The following is a 14,788-nucleotide window of genomic DNA, read 5'->3' as shown; positions in this document are numbered from 1 at the left end:
AATGAAACAGCATGCACCAGGATTTTTAGCACTCGTAGCTGAATCTAAAAAGCATATTAAGGAAATTAGTCCCCAGAGCTTAAAAGAAAAATTAGATAATCATGAGAAAATGCATGTGATTGATGTACGTGAGGATCATGAATGGGCTAGTGGGCATATTCCTACAGCTATTCATTTAGGGCGCGGAATTATTGAACGCGATATTGAGAAAAAGATTCCTAATCTACAGGAACAAATAATTGTTTATTGTAGTGGAGGGTTTCGTTGTGCTTTGGTTGCTGAAAGCTTACAAAAAATGGGGTACTCTGAGGTGTATTCGCTCGATACTGGATTGCAGGGATGGATTGATTCAAACTATCCGGTTGAAATGTAAACAGTTGAGCTGAGCTTTCTGGTGCCATTGGGATAAAAGTGAAGCAATTCAGTGTCCAATGCCTGCCTCTGGGTTGCTTCGTCATTGCCTTCCTTACAATGAATAGATTAATTTCCAAAATTGAAATTCTCCACTTGTCATTGCGAACAATGTGAAGCCACCAGAGTTCTGTGCTTCGATCTTAGTTATAATTCATTACCCTGCTTCTGACTCCGGATTACATTGCGGTGCCATTAAGGCTGGTTTCGTTTGTTACATAGAAAACCTAGGGTATTGTTCAGCATCTTTATCATCTTTATTTTGCTTGAGTCTCTCTATCTCATGTGTATAACGGGCTTCAATTACGGTGGCTTCATTTTTGGCAATAGTACTCAACTGAGTTATTTCCATAGGGTCTAATCTTAAATGCTTTTGCATCCGTTGTTGCGCCCCAAAAAAAGTTGAGAATGCGCCATTACTAGCCTGCTCTAACGTTTGCCCTTGAAAGGCATTATTGAGCATAGGACCAGATATTGGTTCTATGTATTTTGCAATCGCATAGGATTTAAAGGCCAATTGGGTAAACTGAATGGGAGTCCAGTTGCTGTTATTTTGATAGCGTATGAGCTCTTGGCATACTGAGCCTAGGAGCAAATATCCAGGGGACAAATACAGCTCGGCGGCTAGCTCTGCATAGTGTAAAACAAGTAATGCTACATCCGTGTTAAAGGATTTTTTCAATCGCAAAAGTCCTTCCCGACATAAAGCATTCATAGCAAAAAAAGAGCCGCAATCGGCTGCTGCCATTAATAGCTTCTTAGCCTCCTCTAGCTCTGCTTCCGATAATTCATCACCTGCCTCCTCAATTAAAGAGAGATAGGCTTGATATAAATAATAGCCTTTTAATAGCTCAAAGCAGGATGAAACTGTAAACATGGGGGAATATTCTTGGATAGGTTTATGATTTTCTTCTGCTTCTTCTCGGGGGTTAGTGCCACACAAACGCCATAGATTAACCCAATGAGGCTCCAAATTAGGTGATTTACACAGCGCATCAAATTCAGGATCAGCAAAGGCTAATTTAAATAATACTTCTGTATCATATTCTTCGATTAGTGCTTCTATTAGTCGAGGATTTTTTTCCTTGTTGCTTTTTTCCCATGTCTGATAGAGTTCTTTTTTATATACTTCGTCAGGTTTACTTAATTGATAAAACCTAGGGGGTACTCTCATATTGCAAATCCTATATATGCTAAGAATGGCTCCTGAATGAGTTATTGAACTCTGTTCAGGAGATTCTACTAATTTATGAGTATATTTTGATTGTAGTTGATAAGGCTTGTCTAGTTTCTTTTAAAGTATCGTCCATGCTCGTCCCTGGCGCATCAACAGTAGAAAGGAGAACATTCGCATCGTTCGTTTTCTTTTTATTTTTATTTAACCAAGATAAAAGCGAATGCGCCGACTTAGTTTGTGGTACTTCAACGCTAGGAATTACTACCAATGATTTATGAACTAAATGCCCATGGCCTTGAATGTCAATAAGCTCCTGTAGATTATGAGTTATCAATAATTGGTTAAGTACATCACGTTTACAACCCGCGGTACTGTGCTTACGTGCTTCGAGCAGATCCTTAATAAAGTTCATGATATTGCTATGATCAGCTCCGGCCTTTTCAAGATATTGAATAATTAAATGTTGGCTATCCATATTGGCATTTATACTTTCTGGTTGAATTCCATTTAAAAAATTATAACGCTTAATTTGTGCGCGAGAAGGAGGCATTGAGCCAGGCCCTACATCGCCGCCAATGTTTTCTTTGTGTAACCATTTCCAGGTTTCTGCTGAATATTCAGTTTCACGAATAGCCATGGCTGCAGCCCCAAAGAAGACTACTTTGCCATCAGGTGAACTCACATTAAGTATCATTCCATACTCATCAAATATTGGTGTTAAGGTAGGTTCAATTTCTGCATAGATTTGTTTCATGGCGCTGTCATCTTGGCCAATGGAATAGACTAGCTGGTCACATTCCTTTTCGAAGGTTTCGCTGGGATTATCCATTTTTTGGAATAGGAGGACTAACTTTCCATTAGACTTTTGCGTAATTTCCACAAGTTCACCTTGTACTAATTCATCACGCTCTTTTGCAGTTTTTAAGGCAGTAGTCGCTAATTTACCAGTACCTGCTTTGTCAAATTGCTTGGCGATCCAAAATACCGTATTGGCTTGGTTCTTTGGACTAAACTCACGACCCTCAGTACGAATATCATTGCCAAAAAAACCTTTTCTATAGACTGCTGCTGCAGTGCCACCACCGCCATAAATGACAATAGTTCTTGGTCCTGTGCCTTGCTCTTCGGTACCCGTTAAAATGAATTGGTTACCATCTACAATAGGAGTAAATTTCTTTGTTTCACTCCAGGTATTTAATCGCTTAAACTCTTCATTAGAAAGTAGTTTACCGGCAATCGCATTTCGTGCAGGGCCAAGGCCTGTACAGATATTAAGTTCACTTGTGTAGAGTGTTTTTACCTTACCTGCGACCTCGACCAATACACGATAATTTTGGCTTAAAGTATCATCGGCCCAATCATTTAAATGATTCTCCTTTTTCTCTATTTTTAGTACAGTAGCATGCACTAAGGGGGCTTGTGTATTTGCCAGATTCACTTGATTTGATTGAAATACGTGGCGTCCATTAGCATAAGGATTATTTAAATAGTAGGCCGTTGATAAATAAGCCGATGGATTTTCTCTGGTTTGTGCACGCTCTAGAATATTATGTGGCTGTGCAAGAGTATAGTTATGTTTCCAGCTACCAGTGCTATTACCAATCATTAATACGGGTGGAAGCTTTGCTTCGGCTAATAAACTTGCGGTAGTCTCATGATGCTCTTTATATTTTTCTAGCCAAAGGGTTGTCCCGGTATCGCCAGTGCCAATAATGATATGAGAAAAAACAGCATGATCAACTTTTTCTAATAAACTGGGAATACTTGTTTGCACCACCTTTTTTATTTTGTGTGCTTGGGATAAACGATCATAACTACGTGTAACACGGGATAAATCATCATTCGTAGGAATCTGCACTAAGGTATGAGGCACAGGCTCATCATTTTGAGATGACCATTGTTTTATTACTTCAGGGTCAAAACGAATTTTTAATGCATTTATTTCGTTATAGACATTAATAGCCACTTTTAATATATGCTGCACTTGTTTGACTGATAAGCCTTTAAAAATATCAGGATTTTGATTAATTTGCTCAATTAAGTTCTCAAACCGCTCACCTAGGTCTTTTGTTGTTGAAATTTGGCAAACTAGCAAACAGGAGCAAATATAATTGATGGTGAACTGAGTAACCCCATGATTAGCTTTCATTGCTTATACCTCGGCGTCTAAGAACAAACAGTAGTTAGAGCGATATCTTATCAAGAAAGTCTTAAGGGATTATTAAAAATACAGATTTATTTGTTTTTGTTTTATGTGTATGGTTTTTGTGTTGTCTGCCATTAGATGTCGCTCTATGGTTTTTGTATGCAATCTAATCTATTACCCATTATTTGGATAAAATACTCGATTCTTATTTTAAGTGATTCATGAAGCTCTTGGCCCATATTGTTAAAAAGCCAGGATAGGTATTGATAAGACAATGTGTTATTTTGCGTTGCTCTTTCTTTTATGCGATGCTTGATTTGATTATATAATAGTTCTTGTTGGTAAGACTCTGAAATGATTTCATCCGTTAAAATCTGGGAGTAATAACGTTTTGCCCAGTCATTATTGCTTATGTCTTTTAATAAAATACGTATTTTGCGAAGAGGTTTAGTTATTTCTTTATTCCAGAGTGCCACACAATTGCATGCATGGGTGAACTCATCATGGCTGATGTCTTCTACGGCATAACCAAGCCAATAAGCAAACAGAATTAAATTGACATTTGCAGAATTAATATCCTGAAAATCATGACAAGCCTCTCGTATCTCGACATCATTATAAACTGCTAAGGAAAATTGCCAAAAAGGGTTTTGGGGAGAGGCGACCAAAGAATGGTTGAACATAGAGTTTTCCTTGTTAATACGAGATATATGTTTATATCATATATTTCTCATGGTTTCTCTTTCGTCTTCTTTGTCTAATATTTCTATTCTATACTACAAAAAACGAATTTAAGGCCAAATTATGGAATCAAAGTCACGTATTATTGTAGGTATTAGCGGTGCTTCGGGTATCATTTATGGGATAAGATTATTAGAAATATTAAAAAAGCTTCCAGTTGAAACACATTTAATTATTAGTAAGTCTGCACAATTAATTCGAGAATATGAAACGAATTTAACTGTTTCTGAGTTAAAAGCAATGGCAGATGTTTATTATCCCTGGAGTGATATTGGTGCGAGTATCGCTAGTGGTTCATACAAAACTTTAGGAATGATTATTGCTCCTTGCTCAATGAAAACGCTTGCAGAAATTGCTCATGGTATTAGCTCCAATTTAATCGGTCGGGCAGCGGATGTTATTTTAAAGGAACGAAGAAAGCTGGTCTTAATGACTCGGGAATCGCCTCTACATTTAGGTCATTTACAAAACATGGTTTCTGTAACCCAACAGGGTGCTATTGTTTGTCCGGTAGTGCCTGCATTTTATAACAAGCCTGAAACAGTCGATGACATAATTAATCACAGCATAGGTAGAGCACTTGACTTATTTGATCTGGATGCTGGTATCGTAAAACGTTGGGATAAAAATAATATGTCAGATATTGATAGGTAAAAATTTACACAATCAGCATTAAAAAATAACTTGGCAAATTAGAAAAAGTGATTAGACTATTCATATATTTTTTGAATTAGCGAGAACTTGATGTTTACTGGAATAATCGAGCAAAAAGGGATAATTCTAAGCAACCTTCCTAAGGGCAATGCGCATCGTCTTATTATTTCCTCTGCATTTGAGCAATTGCAGGTGGGAGAAAGTATTGCTGTAAATGGTGTTTGTTTAACTTTATTACCTACGGAAAATAATGAGTTACAGTTTGATGTTTCTCCAGAGACTTTAAATGTTACCACATTGGCTGATATGGCGGCAGGAGACTTGGTTAATTTGGAGCGGGCCATGCTTTCTTCAACACGTTTTGGCGGACATTATGTTAGTGGTCATGTGGATGCCATTGCCACCGTGCGCGCTGTTAACCGATTTGAGGAATATCTTGAGGTTGAATTAGCCGGCTTTGAGGAGGGCGCAATGGCCTACTTGCTTCCTAAAGGCAGCATTACGGTTGAAGGAGTTAGTTTAACCATTAATTCAGTAGGGGATAGAAGTATTAAATTAATGCTTGTTCCACATACTTTGGCAAATACCACTTTAGATGAGTTAAAGCCGGGGAAACAGGTTAATATTGAATTTGATTATTTAACGCGCATTGTTGCGCATCAGCTGCGAGTTTCAGGTCAATTAAGGTAAGAACCCGATATCATCTTAAATGCAAGGAAGCCTTTGGGGGTTGGTACTCTAAGCTTCTGGTTCGCTTAGTTACCTTTAAGGAGACAAAAAGTTCTTTATTTATTAAAGTAAATTTTTTTTTTAAAATTTACTAAGTCAAGACTGTTTTTTATTTTTTTCTTTGATAAGATACCCGAATTGGCAGCTCTGCCCTTTCTCAAGTCCCTGTGGATATCTCTGTTTAAAACAATCACTCTAAAAAGCTGAAATTTTTTGTTAGCTTCCTAACTTCCTTATTTAATAAGGATTTTAAGGTGTTTTTTTACTTTAAGCACGTTGTTAGTTATCCACAAAAACTGTGGATAACTCTGTGCATAGGGTGTAAAACTTCCGGTATTATCAGTTAAGCAGGGCTTGTTGCAGAATTTATCAATGTGCTTTGCTCTATGGAGTGAACTAGTTTAGCTTCATGGAGGCAAAATTTTCTTCCATCTGCTCATCATGTTGCTCTGGAACCTGCTCATCATGTTGCTCTGGAACCTGTTCATCATGTTGCTCTGGAACCTGTTCATCGTTTTGTTCTGGAACCTGTTCATCGTTTTGTTCTGGAACCTGTTCATCGTTTTGTTCTGGAACCTGTTCATCGTTTTGCTCTGGAACCTGTTCATCGTTTTGTTCTGGAACCTGTTCATCGTTTTGTTCTGGAACCTGTTCATCGTTTTGTTCTGGAACCTGTTCATCATTTTGTTCTGGAACCTGTTCATCATTTTGTTCTGGAACCTGTTCATCATTTTGTTCCTCTTTTATACCAGCATCGTGCTTTTTCAGTTGACCTACATCTTGTTGAATAAAAAATCTACTCTGATAATGGTTTGGACTAGTTTGCAGAACCGTTTTATTATATTTTTTAATTAAAAATTTCTTAGCAACTGCTTCTGTAGCTAAGTTTTTAGGGGATAATGTATTCTCAGGTGATAAGTGATTCCATAGAGCGTAATAGCTATTAGCGGCATTGGGATTTCCGCAGAAGAAAAGATTGAGGCTACGAAGCAGGGCGGCATTCTGTTCCGTATTTTTCTCTAAATCTTTATGAGGCAATTCTAATAGCATTCCAATGACTTGCGTATTGATTTCTACTTCTTTGGTCGAGTGCTCCTCTGCATAAAAGCGAGAAACAATGTTTAAAATTAGTTTCTCAATATTAGGGATTTCTTGTTGTAATGTTTTAAGCGTTTCTCGATTATTAATTAATGAACAGACTAACTGTATTGGCTCGGGTTTTAGGATATGTTTTACCTCAGGATTAAAATGATGGAAGACGCAGAGATCCATAAGTCGTTGTACATCAGTACTAATTGAGGTTTGTAAAATATAATGCAACAATTTTTTATAAGTGTATTCGCTATTAGGTTGTATGCTTGAAAAATATTGAAAAATAAGAGATTCGAGCCATTCTTGATTTTTAGGATATTGCTTTTGTTTTGGATTTAATGAATCAAAAAGCTCGATAATGGCACTTAACTGCAAATTTTGAGGGTTCGCAAGCATAATGGCAATTTGCTTTCCCGCCCATACCTCCTCAATTTTAGAGACTAGCTTAGATTCTGGAAAAATTGTTTCAATTTCAAATTGTGCTTGCTCTTTTAATTTCAGAACCTCATTAAAATGATCAAACGCTCCTTCTTTTTCCCAGTCGGGCATGTTTACTGGTAAACGTTTAATGGCTTCGATTGCTCTTTGCGCTATGTTATAGATTTTTTGATTACGGTTTAATAAGAGTTCAATTTCGATTAAGTTTTCCTGACTAATGGAATTACCTTTAAGATATAATGAACTTAAGGTGCTGTTTTTTCCTAGCATGCGTATGATGTACGGAACGGACTGATTGCTAATTTTATTATTACTTAAATCAAAAAAGCTAAGTGCCGTATTCTCTTCTAATGCTTCAAACAAAGCACGAGCGCCATGATCATCAATTTCAGTATTTTCTAGGTGGAGTGAGCTAAGTTGTGAATTTACTTTTAATCCTTTGGCTATTGCTTTAGCTCCTTCGCTACCGAAGGGATTTTTTTTAAGGATAAGAGATATAAGCACATTATTTTTTTCTATTAACTCGCCAATATATGATGCCCCAAGTTCAGTAATTTGATTTTTACCCAAATTAAGTGAAGATAATTTTTTATGAGTTTCCAATGTTTTAGTTAAATCGCCAAGATTTACATCACTGATGTCTTGATCCCACAGATCTATGCGAAGTAATGAACTGTTATTCACTAAAGCTGCAGCTAAACTCTGAACCCCTGCATCAGAAATGCGCTCGCTTGGCTCTAGATGTTTAAAAGCAGGGTCGTTATGGGCTATTTTTTGCAAATCATTTGAAAAACCAGTCATTTTTATTCCATTTAAAGTTTATATGTAAATAGCTCAGGGGGCCTAAAAAACATTATTATTGAGCTCCCTCTCTGTATTAAGGATGACGTATCCTATAAAGAATTTAAAAAAAGCTTATATTCTGTTTCATAACCAATGCAGTTTGGCAAATGGGCTACTGAGTTGATGTGATAAGTCAAGGTTGCCTCTAAGCTCATAGTTGATGGAGGGCTTTGATGTACATGGCAATAGTTAATTCCAAAGTTTTTAGCCCCATGCCCATCACTAATAAGGGAATCACCAACCATTAGGATGGAGTTTTTGTTATAACTATGTATGGATTGATTATGGGTAGTAGAGAGTTTTTGTAAGGCAACGTGGAAAATTTCCTTGTGGGGCTTAGCGAAACCCACATCATCAGAAATCACAAAGCAGTCAAACCAATTTTCAAGTGCAAATTTTTCTTTTTTTCTTAGCTGGGATTCAGTGAAGCCGTTGGTAATAATACCTAAAATATGACCTTTTTGATGTAAAAATTCAATGGTTTTCTTAACCTCAGGGATCCATTCAATATGTTCAAGTAAATAATGCTCATAGGCATCGGCTATTTCTTGAGAAGAGAACATGCACTCTATGGTTTCGTTTAATTGTTTAAAACGTAAAAATCGCACCTCACTCGGCATAAGTCCATTTTCTTGAGCGCCAACTCGTGACCAGAGTTCATTATTTAGTTTTTTAAAGTGGTATTCGAAGAGCGAATAGTTGATGGTTGGATAAAACTGAGCATGAATTTTACGGATACCAATTTGTTCCGCAGCCGAAAAATCAATTAAGGTATCATCTAAATCAAACAAAATAATTTGATACAACGTCTTCCTCCTCCTGTGACAGCCTCTAGAACCACAAATGCAAATACCAATGTAATAGTTCTTGTCCCCAAAATAATACGGCTAATCCTGAAATGCATAAAAAAGGGCCAAATGCGATTGTAGTGTCTTTTGATTTATCGTTCAAGTATAAATATAAGAGCCCAATTATTGTACCGGACATTGAAGAAAACAAGAGCAGCAGTGGCAATAATTTCCAGCCAAACCACGCACCGAATGCGGCAACTAATTTAAAGTCGCCATTCCCCATCCCAATTTTACCGGTAACTAAATAAAATAATTTAATTAAAAGCCATAAAATTAAGTATGCGCCAGCAGCACTAAGCACAGCGTCAGGGAGCGTGGTAAATAGGTTTTGCGTATTCGCGATTAAGCCTAACCATAACAAACTTAAGGTTAAACTATCGGGCAGCAATTGGTGATCTAAATCGATAAAAAACAAACTGATTAAAAGCCATATGGCACTTAGCGCAAAGACCAATTGCCAAGTAAAGCCAAAATGCCAACAGGCGTAAAGTGATAATAGCATCGTACCCAGCTCAATTAATGGGTAGCGAAGAGAAATGGGCGCTTTGCAGTAATAGCAACGACCTTTGAGTATTAAAAAGCTGAGTATGGGGATGTTTTGCCAAGCACTAACCATGGTTTTACATGAGGGGCAAAATGAGCGGGGCAAAAACAAATTAAGCGAGGTTTTTTCTTCACTTTTAATGCCCATTAACTCATTATATTCCTGCAACCATTCGTTTTTGAGCATAATAGGTAAACGGTAAATTACCACATTAAGTAAGCTACCAACCGCAAGTGAAAATAAGGCAATGGTCACATAAAGGAACCAGGTGTGGGTGGTGATGAGTTCATGCATCATTTTATTTTCCTCTAAATTACCGTGCCCAGTTTAAATAAAGGCATATACATCGCCACAATTAATCCACCCACAAGAACCCCAATGAGGGACATGATAATTGGTTCTATTAAACTACTTAACAGATCCATTGAATTATCTACATCTTCCTCATAAAAGTCTGCAATTTTACTTAACATTTTTTCTAATGCCCCAGATTCCTCTCCAACCGCAATCATTTGCATGACCATGTTAGGGAAGAGGCGGGTATTTTCCATGGCCTTATTCATGGGAATCCCAGTGAAAACTTCATTCTTTATATATTCTATTGCTTTAGAATACATGGTGTTTCCAGTAGCACCTGCGGCTGATTTAAGGCCATCAACTAAGGGCAGGCCGGCTGCAAAAGTAATGGATAAGGTTCTTGAAAAGCGGGCGATAACAGTCTTTTTTATTATTGAACCAATAATAGGTATTTTTAATAGTATTTTATCAATAGTTAATATGAAGGTTTCTGAATGTTTTAGGGCATAAATAAATGCATATATGCTCAATCCCAAAGAAGCAAAGATACAATACCAGCAGGACTGAACAAATTGAGATATTTTAACCACCATCAAGGTTAGGGCTGGTAGATCAGCGCCAAATGATTGAAATAAGGTTTCAAACTGTGGAACAACAAACATCAGTAACCCCATAGTGACAATAAGCGCGACGCTTATAATGGCAATTGGATAACTTACCGCTTTTTTAATTTTCTTCTTTATAGATTCAATTTTCTCTTTATAGCTGGCAATCTTATTGAGCATAATATCCAGCGTGCCTGATTGCTCACCTGCTTTGACTAAGTTGCAAAATAAATTATTAAAATAAAGGGAATGTTTCATTAACGCTTCAGATAATGTTAAACCGGAAGCAATATCCTGCTTGATTTCATTAATTAAAATTTGTAGATGGGTATTCATTTGCCCTTTGGCGACAATATCAAGCGCATGCATTAAGGGAATTCCTGATTCAATCATTGTTGCGAGCTGGCGGCTAAATAGCGCTATGTCTGCCGAGCTTAATTTATTTTTTAATTGATTAAAAATAAGAAAGCCTCGTTTTGGAACCACTTTATTAATAATAATCCCTCGCTTGCGCAACTCAATTTTAGCGAGTGTTAAGTTTTGTGCTTGAATAGTTCCGGAGATTTTTTGCCCTAATATATTTTTACCTGTAAAGCGGTATATTGGTAGGGAGTCGCCCTTTTTTTGCATCTGAAACATACTTATTCAACGGTTACCCGATTGACCTCCTCTAGGGTGGTTATTCCTTGTTGTACTTTTTCAAGACCTGATTGATAAATGCTGGTCAGACCTTCATGTTGTGCTACTTTTAGAATTTCTAAGGCATTAGCCCCAGCCATAATGTGTTCGGTTAGGGCATTCGTCATAGGCAATACTTCAAATAATCCTATTCTGCCTCGGTAGCCATCAGTGCATTGACTGCAACCTACCGGCTTATAAAGTTGTACCGTTTCATTCAAGCCTAAGGCCAATAAATTAGAAGTATTCACATCAGTTTGCGGTATTTTGCAGTATTCACAAAGCGTTCGTGCTAAACGTTGTGCAATAATAAGCGTTATCGAGCTTACAATATTAAAGCTTGGAATTCCCATATTAACTAAACGTGTCAAAGACTCCACAGCGCTGTTGGTATGTAATGTAGATAAGACCAAATGTCCTGTCTGTGCCGCTTTAATGGCAATTTCAGCGGTTTCTAAATCGCGAACTTCGCCAACCATAATAATATCTGGGTCTTGGCGAAGAAAAGAACGTAAGACATTGGAAAAATTGAGCCCAACTTTAGGGTTGATATTAACTTGATTAATTCCCAGGATTTTAATTTCCACCGGATCTTCTACGGTAGATATATTTACTTCTTTGGTGTTTAGCAGATTTAATGCAGCATACAGGCTTACTGTTTTTCCACTGCCTGTAGGGCCTGTCACCAAAATCATTCCTTGAGGACGTTTTAGTGCCTGCATAAAATATTTATGTTGTTGGGGATTAAATCCTAGGGTTTCAATGTGCAATTTTGCCGTATCCAAATCTAAAATTCTGATAACCACCTTTTCCCCATTTGTGGTTGGGCAGGTGCTGACACGAAAATCTATAGAATGTTTATTGGGGCGATTGATTTTGAAACTACCATCTTGAGGAAGGCGCCGTTCTGAAATGTCTAATTTGGCCATGATCTTAATCCGTGCGGTAATTCGGGCAGAGAGATTGGCTGGTGGGCTGGCTACTTCATGTAGAATCCCATCATGTCGATAACGGATGCGGTATTCTTTTTCAAACGGCTCAAAATGGATGTCGGATGCGCCTTGCTGAATGGCTTTAAATAAAATTTGATTAACAAATTGTACAATCGGAGCATCTTCATTCTCTAGCGGATTGATGCTGAACTCATATTGGTCATTATGATGAATAGGTCCTTCATATGCAGCTAATTCCCGATGCTGTTTAAGGTTTGATACCTGAGTTAGCAAGACAGCCAATTTGTTTGCTTCTACTGCAATTGCCTGAGTATTCAACCCAGTATGAAATTGAAATTCTTTTAAGGCATTATGATTACCTGGATCTTCGGTTGCTAAATACAAATAGCCTCCACGGCAAAATAAAGGAAGCATGGAATGGCGAAGTATTAGTTTTTCATCTACTAATGATAAGGGCAGGGTACTGAGTTCAATGCTATCTAGATCCATTATTGGGACCCTAAAGCTTTGGGCTAAGGCATGGGCAATCTCTAAGGCAGATAAGATGCTATTTTTAATAAGATATTGAGCTAAAGAGATTTTTTCTGTAGAAGCCTGACTGGAATAGGCTATGGTTTCTAATTTGCCTAAATGTTTTTCCAAGGCAAATTGTTGCCCTGTTATATTATTAAACTCCATTAATCGATTCCTAACCATTTTTTTATATAAAAAAAGAAAATGGATTGTTTGCGGGTGAAACTCGTTGTATTGTAGTTTAATTCAGGATTAACCTTTTTAAAAGGCATTACTTTGTTGATTAAACAGCAAAAAAAATACTATCGTGCATTGAATAAATGGTTTCAATCACCGCTTGGTCTTTTTGCTGCGCATGAATTTTCCATTAATTTGGAGGCAATTGGCCTTCATGTCTATGGTGATACCTTAGTCCAGCTAGGGAATTGTGGTGATAATCTGTGGTTAAAAAAGCTGGATTTTCCCCACCAATGGATTGTATCCCCGTTCGCCTTATCGCATCATATTCACATCGAAAGTGAATTAAATCATTTGCCCTTAAATGCAAATAGCATTGATTGTATTGTTGCTCCATTAAGTTTAGAGCCTTTTAATACGAGTTCTAGTTTAATCGATGAGATTGATCGGGTGCTAAAACCTATGGGGCATGTTATTTTATTTTGTATTAACCCGTGGAGTCTGTGGGGCGGGGCTATAAAGTGCGGTTTATTGAATTGTTATAATGATCATAATATAAAAATGCGCACCCCCTTCAATTTGAATCGCATGTTTATTCAGCGAGGTTATAGACAGGTTTCTTTAAGTAATTTTTGTTATATTCCTCCTGTAAATAGTACGGGATTGATTAAAAAGCTCACGTTTTTAGATGAAATCGGTAAAATGCTTTGGCCCTATCCGTCAGGCTTTTATTGTTATATTGCGCAAAAATATCAAGTAATTCATCCATCATTAACATTGAGGTCCTTATCTCAACCCATTAATGATTATCAACCGTCGCTGCAACCGGTTACTTTAACTTCTACTAAGTGAAAAATAACAGATACGTGGATTGAGCTATACCCAAAACATTCGTATTTTTGTATAATTTGCCTAGCGTTCAGAACAGGCTCATTTTATGAAAAAGAAAACTTTATTCAGAATTACTTTTGCTAATCAAGAGGCAATTTATGAAATATATGCTCGATCGATTAAGGAGAGTGACTTATTTGGCTTTCTGGAAGTTGAGGAGCTAGTATTTGGAGAGCAGACTACCCTCGTGGTTGACCCTTCTGAAGAGCGTTTAAAATTGGAGTTTAATGGTGTAAAACGCACGTACATCCCCATGCCATCAATTTATCGTATTGATGAGGTAGAAAAGCAAGGAATAGCTAAAGTTAAGGATAATCCTGCCTATGGTAGTACCGTCAGTCCATTTCCTGGAAAAGGAAAAACTAAAGAATAGAGGCTGTTACTTTTCGTTAGCATTGAGGCAGTCGAAACTTAAGCAAGCTCTAACACATAACCCTATCTTTACCGAGAGACACATAAATGACTATTCCTAGTAAAATTAAAGAAGTATATGAAAAATCTACTTGCTTGTTTACAACTAATGAAGTTGAGGCAGCTCTAGATCGTATGGCGATTAACATTCATAAGGAATTGCAGGATGAAAATCCTGTGTTGTTATGTGTTATGGTTGGCGGATTAGTTCTTTTAGGTAATTTATTGCCTCGTTTAGATTTTCCTTTAGAAGTTGATTATGTGCACGCAACTCGTTACCGTGGTGCAACTGTTGGTGGTGATATTCATTGGAAAGTAAAACCATCTGTTAATTTGGCAGGAAGAACGGTTTTGGTAGTTGATGACATTCTTGATGGGGGAATCACTCTTGCTGCCATTATTAATGAAATTAATCAATTGGGTGCAAAAAAAGTATACAGTGCAGTATTAGTAGATAAGTACCGTAAGCGTGTTGAAAATGGTTTGCAAGCCGCAGATTTTGTCGGGTTACAAATAGAAGACCATTTCATTTTTGGTTATGGAATGGATTACAACGAGTATTTACGTAACGCACCTGGAATTTTTGTTGTGCATCCAGATCATGAATAAGTTTATTTAATTTGAGGTTGGGCCTATG

Annotated in this window: 14 protein-coding genes; 6 read left to right on the top strand and 8 right to left on the bottom strand. The window is 37.2% G+C overall.

Annotated elements, in window-relative coordinates; all coding sequences use genetic code 11:
• The first annotated feature begins 1 nt into the window (after position 1).
• Positions 2–373: a rhodanese-like domain-containing protein gene (locus tag BN3124_RS12975; protein ID WP_058535205.1), complete on the top strand. Its 372-nt coding sequence runs from the start codon at positions 2–4 to the stop codon at positions 371–373.
• A gap of 252 nt (positions 374–625) precedes the next feature.
• Here BN3124_RS12975 and BN3124_RS12970 read toward each other — a convergent pair whose 3' ends face one another.
• From BN3124_RS12970 to BN3124_RS12960, 3 genes are all read right to left on the bottom strand, one after another.
• Positions 626–1,585, bottom strand: a complete 960-nt coding sequence (locus BN3124_RS12970; RefSeq protein WP_058535204.1) for a DUF5630 domain-containing protein — start codon at positions 1,583–1,585, stop codon at positions 626–628.
• 73 nt (positions 1,586–1,658) lie between these two features.
• Entirely contained in the window at positions 1,659–3,737 is a 2,079-nt protein-coding gene (locus tag BN3124_RS12965) for a hypothetical protein (RefSeq protein ID WP_058535203.1), read from the bottom strand.
• 143 nt (positions 3,738–3,880) lie between these two features.
• Positions 3,881–4,417, bottom strand: a complete 537-nt coding sequence (locus tag BN3124_RS12960; RefSeq protein WP_058535202.1) for a TIGR02444 family protein — start codon at positions 4,415–4,417, stop codon at positions 3,881–3,883.
• A gap of 121 nt (positions 4,418–4,538) precedes the next feature.
• Between BN3124_RS12960 and BN3124_RS12955 the strand changes: the two genes are divergently transcribed.
• Both BN3124_RS12955 and BN3124_RS12950 read left to right on the top strand, forming a co-directional pair.
• Positions 4,539–5,129: a UbiX family flavin prenyltransferase gene (locus BN3124_RS12955; protein WP_058535201.1), complete on the top strand. Its 591-nt coding sequence runs from the start codon at positions 4,539–4,541 to the stop codon at positions 5,127–5,129.
• Between the two features lie 90 nt (positions 5,130–5,219).
• Positions 5,220–5,819, top strand: coding sequence for a riboflavin synthase (locus tag BN3124_RS12950; RefSeq protein WP_058535200.1), 600 nt, complete (start codon positions 5,220–5,222; stop codon positions 5,817–5,819).
• Positions 5,820–6,254: 435 nt separating this feature from the next.
• Here the strand turns inward: BN3124_RS12950 and BN3124_RS17015 are convergent, their stop codons facing one another.
• The 5 genes from BN3124_RS17015 to pilB form a co-directional block, all read right to left on the bottom strand.
• The gene (locus tag BN3124_RS17015; protein ID WP_058535199.1) at positions 6,255–8,189 is read right to left on the bottom strand and encodes a hypothetical protein; all 1,935 of its coding nucleotides are present in this window, start codon (positions 8,187–8,189) and stop codon (positions 6,255–6,257) included.
• A gap of 92 nt (positions 8,190–8,281) precedes the next feature.
• The gene (locus BN3124_RS12940; RefSeq protein ID WP_058535198.1) at positions 8,282–9,037 is read right to left on the bottom strand and encodes an HAD family hydrolase; all 756 of its coding nucleotides are present in this window, start codon (positions 9,035–9,037) and stop codon (positions 8,282–8,284) included.
• Positions 9,038–9,062: 25 nt separating this feature from the next.
• Complete coding sequence (locus BN3124_RS12935; RefSeq protein ID WP_058535197.1) at positions 9,063–9,923, bottom strand: prepilin peptidase; 861 nt, start codon at positions 9,921–9,923, stop codon at positions 9,063–9,065.
• Positions 9,924–9,934: 11 nt separating this feature from the next.
• On the bottom strand, positions 9,935–11,158 hold the full coding sequence (locus BN3124_RS12930; protein ID WP_058535904.1) for a type II secretion system F family protein: 1,224 nt from the start codon (positions 11,156–11,158) through the stop codon (positions 9,935–9,937).
• An 11-nt stretch (positions 11,159–11,169) separates the two neighbouring features.
• Complete coding sequence (gene pilB / locus BN3124_RS12925) at positions 11,170–12,837, bottom strand: type IV-A pilus assembly ATPase PilB (protein ID WP_230849141.1); 1,668 nt, start codon at positions 12,835–12,837, stop codon at positions 11,170–11,172.
• A 111-nt stretch (positions 12,838–12,948) separates the two neighbouring features.
• On the opposite strand from pilB, the gene BN3124_RS12920 reads away from it, so the two are divergent.
• The 3 genes from BN3124_RS12920 (at position 12,949) to BN3124_RS12910 (ending at position 14,760) form a co-directional block, all read left to right on the top strand.
• Complete coding sequence (locus tag BN3124_RS12920) at positions 12,949–13,701, top strand: methyltransferase domain-containing protein (RefSeq protein ID WP_058535195.1); 753 nt, start codon at positions 12,949–12,951, stop codon at positions 13,699–13,701.
• A gap of 85 nt (positions 13,702–13,786) precedes the next feature.
• Positions 13,787–14,113: a DUF1820 family protein gene (locus BN3124_RS12915; protein WP_058535194.1), complete on the top strand. Its 327-nt coding sequence runs from the start codon at positions 13,787–13,789 to the stop codon at positions 14,111–14,113.
• A gap of 86 nt (positions 14,114–14,199) precedes the next feature.
• A complete protein-coding gene (locus tag BN3124_RS12910) occupies positions 14,200–14,760 on the top strand; it encodes a hypoxanthine-guanine phosphoribosyltransferase (protein ID WP_058535193.1) in 561 nt (186 codons plus the stop codon).
• Positions 14,761–14,788: the final 28 nt, after the last annotated feature.

This window comes from Legionella saoudiensis (genome assembly GCF_001465875.1).
GTDB lineage: Bacteria > Pseudomonadota > Gammaproteobacteria > Legionellales > Legionellaceae > Legionella > Legionella saoudiensis.
The sequence above is the reverse complement of the archived record's forward strand: the minus strand, read 5'-3'. Positions and strand labels throughout refer to the sequence as shown.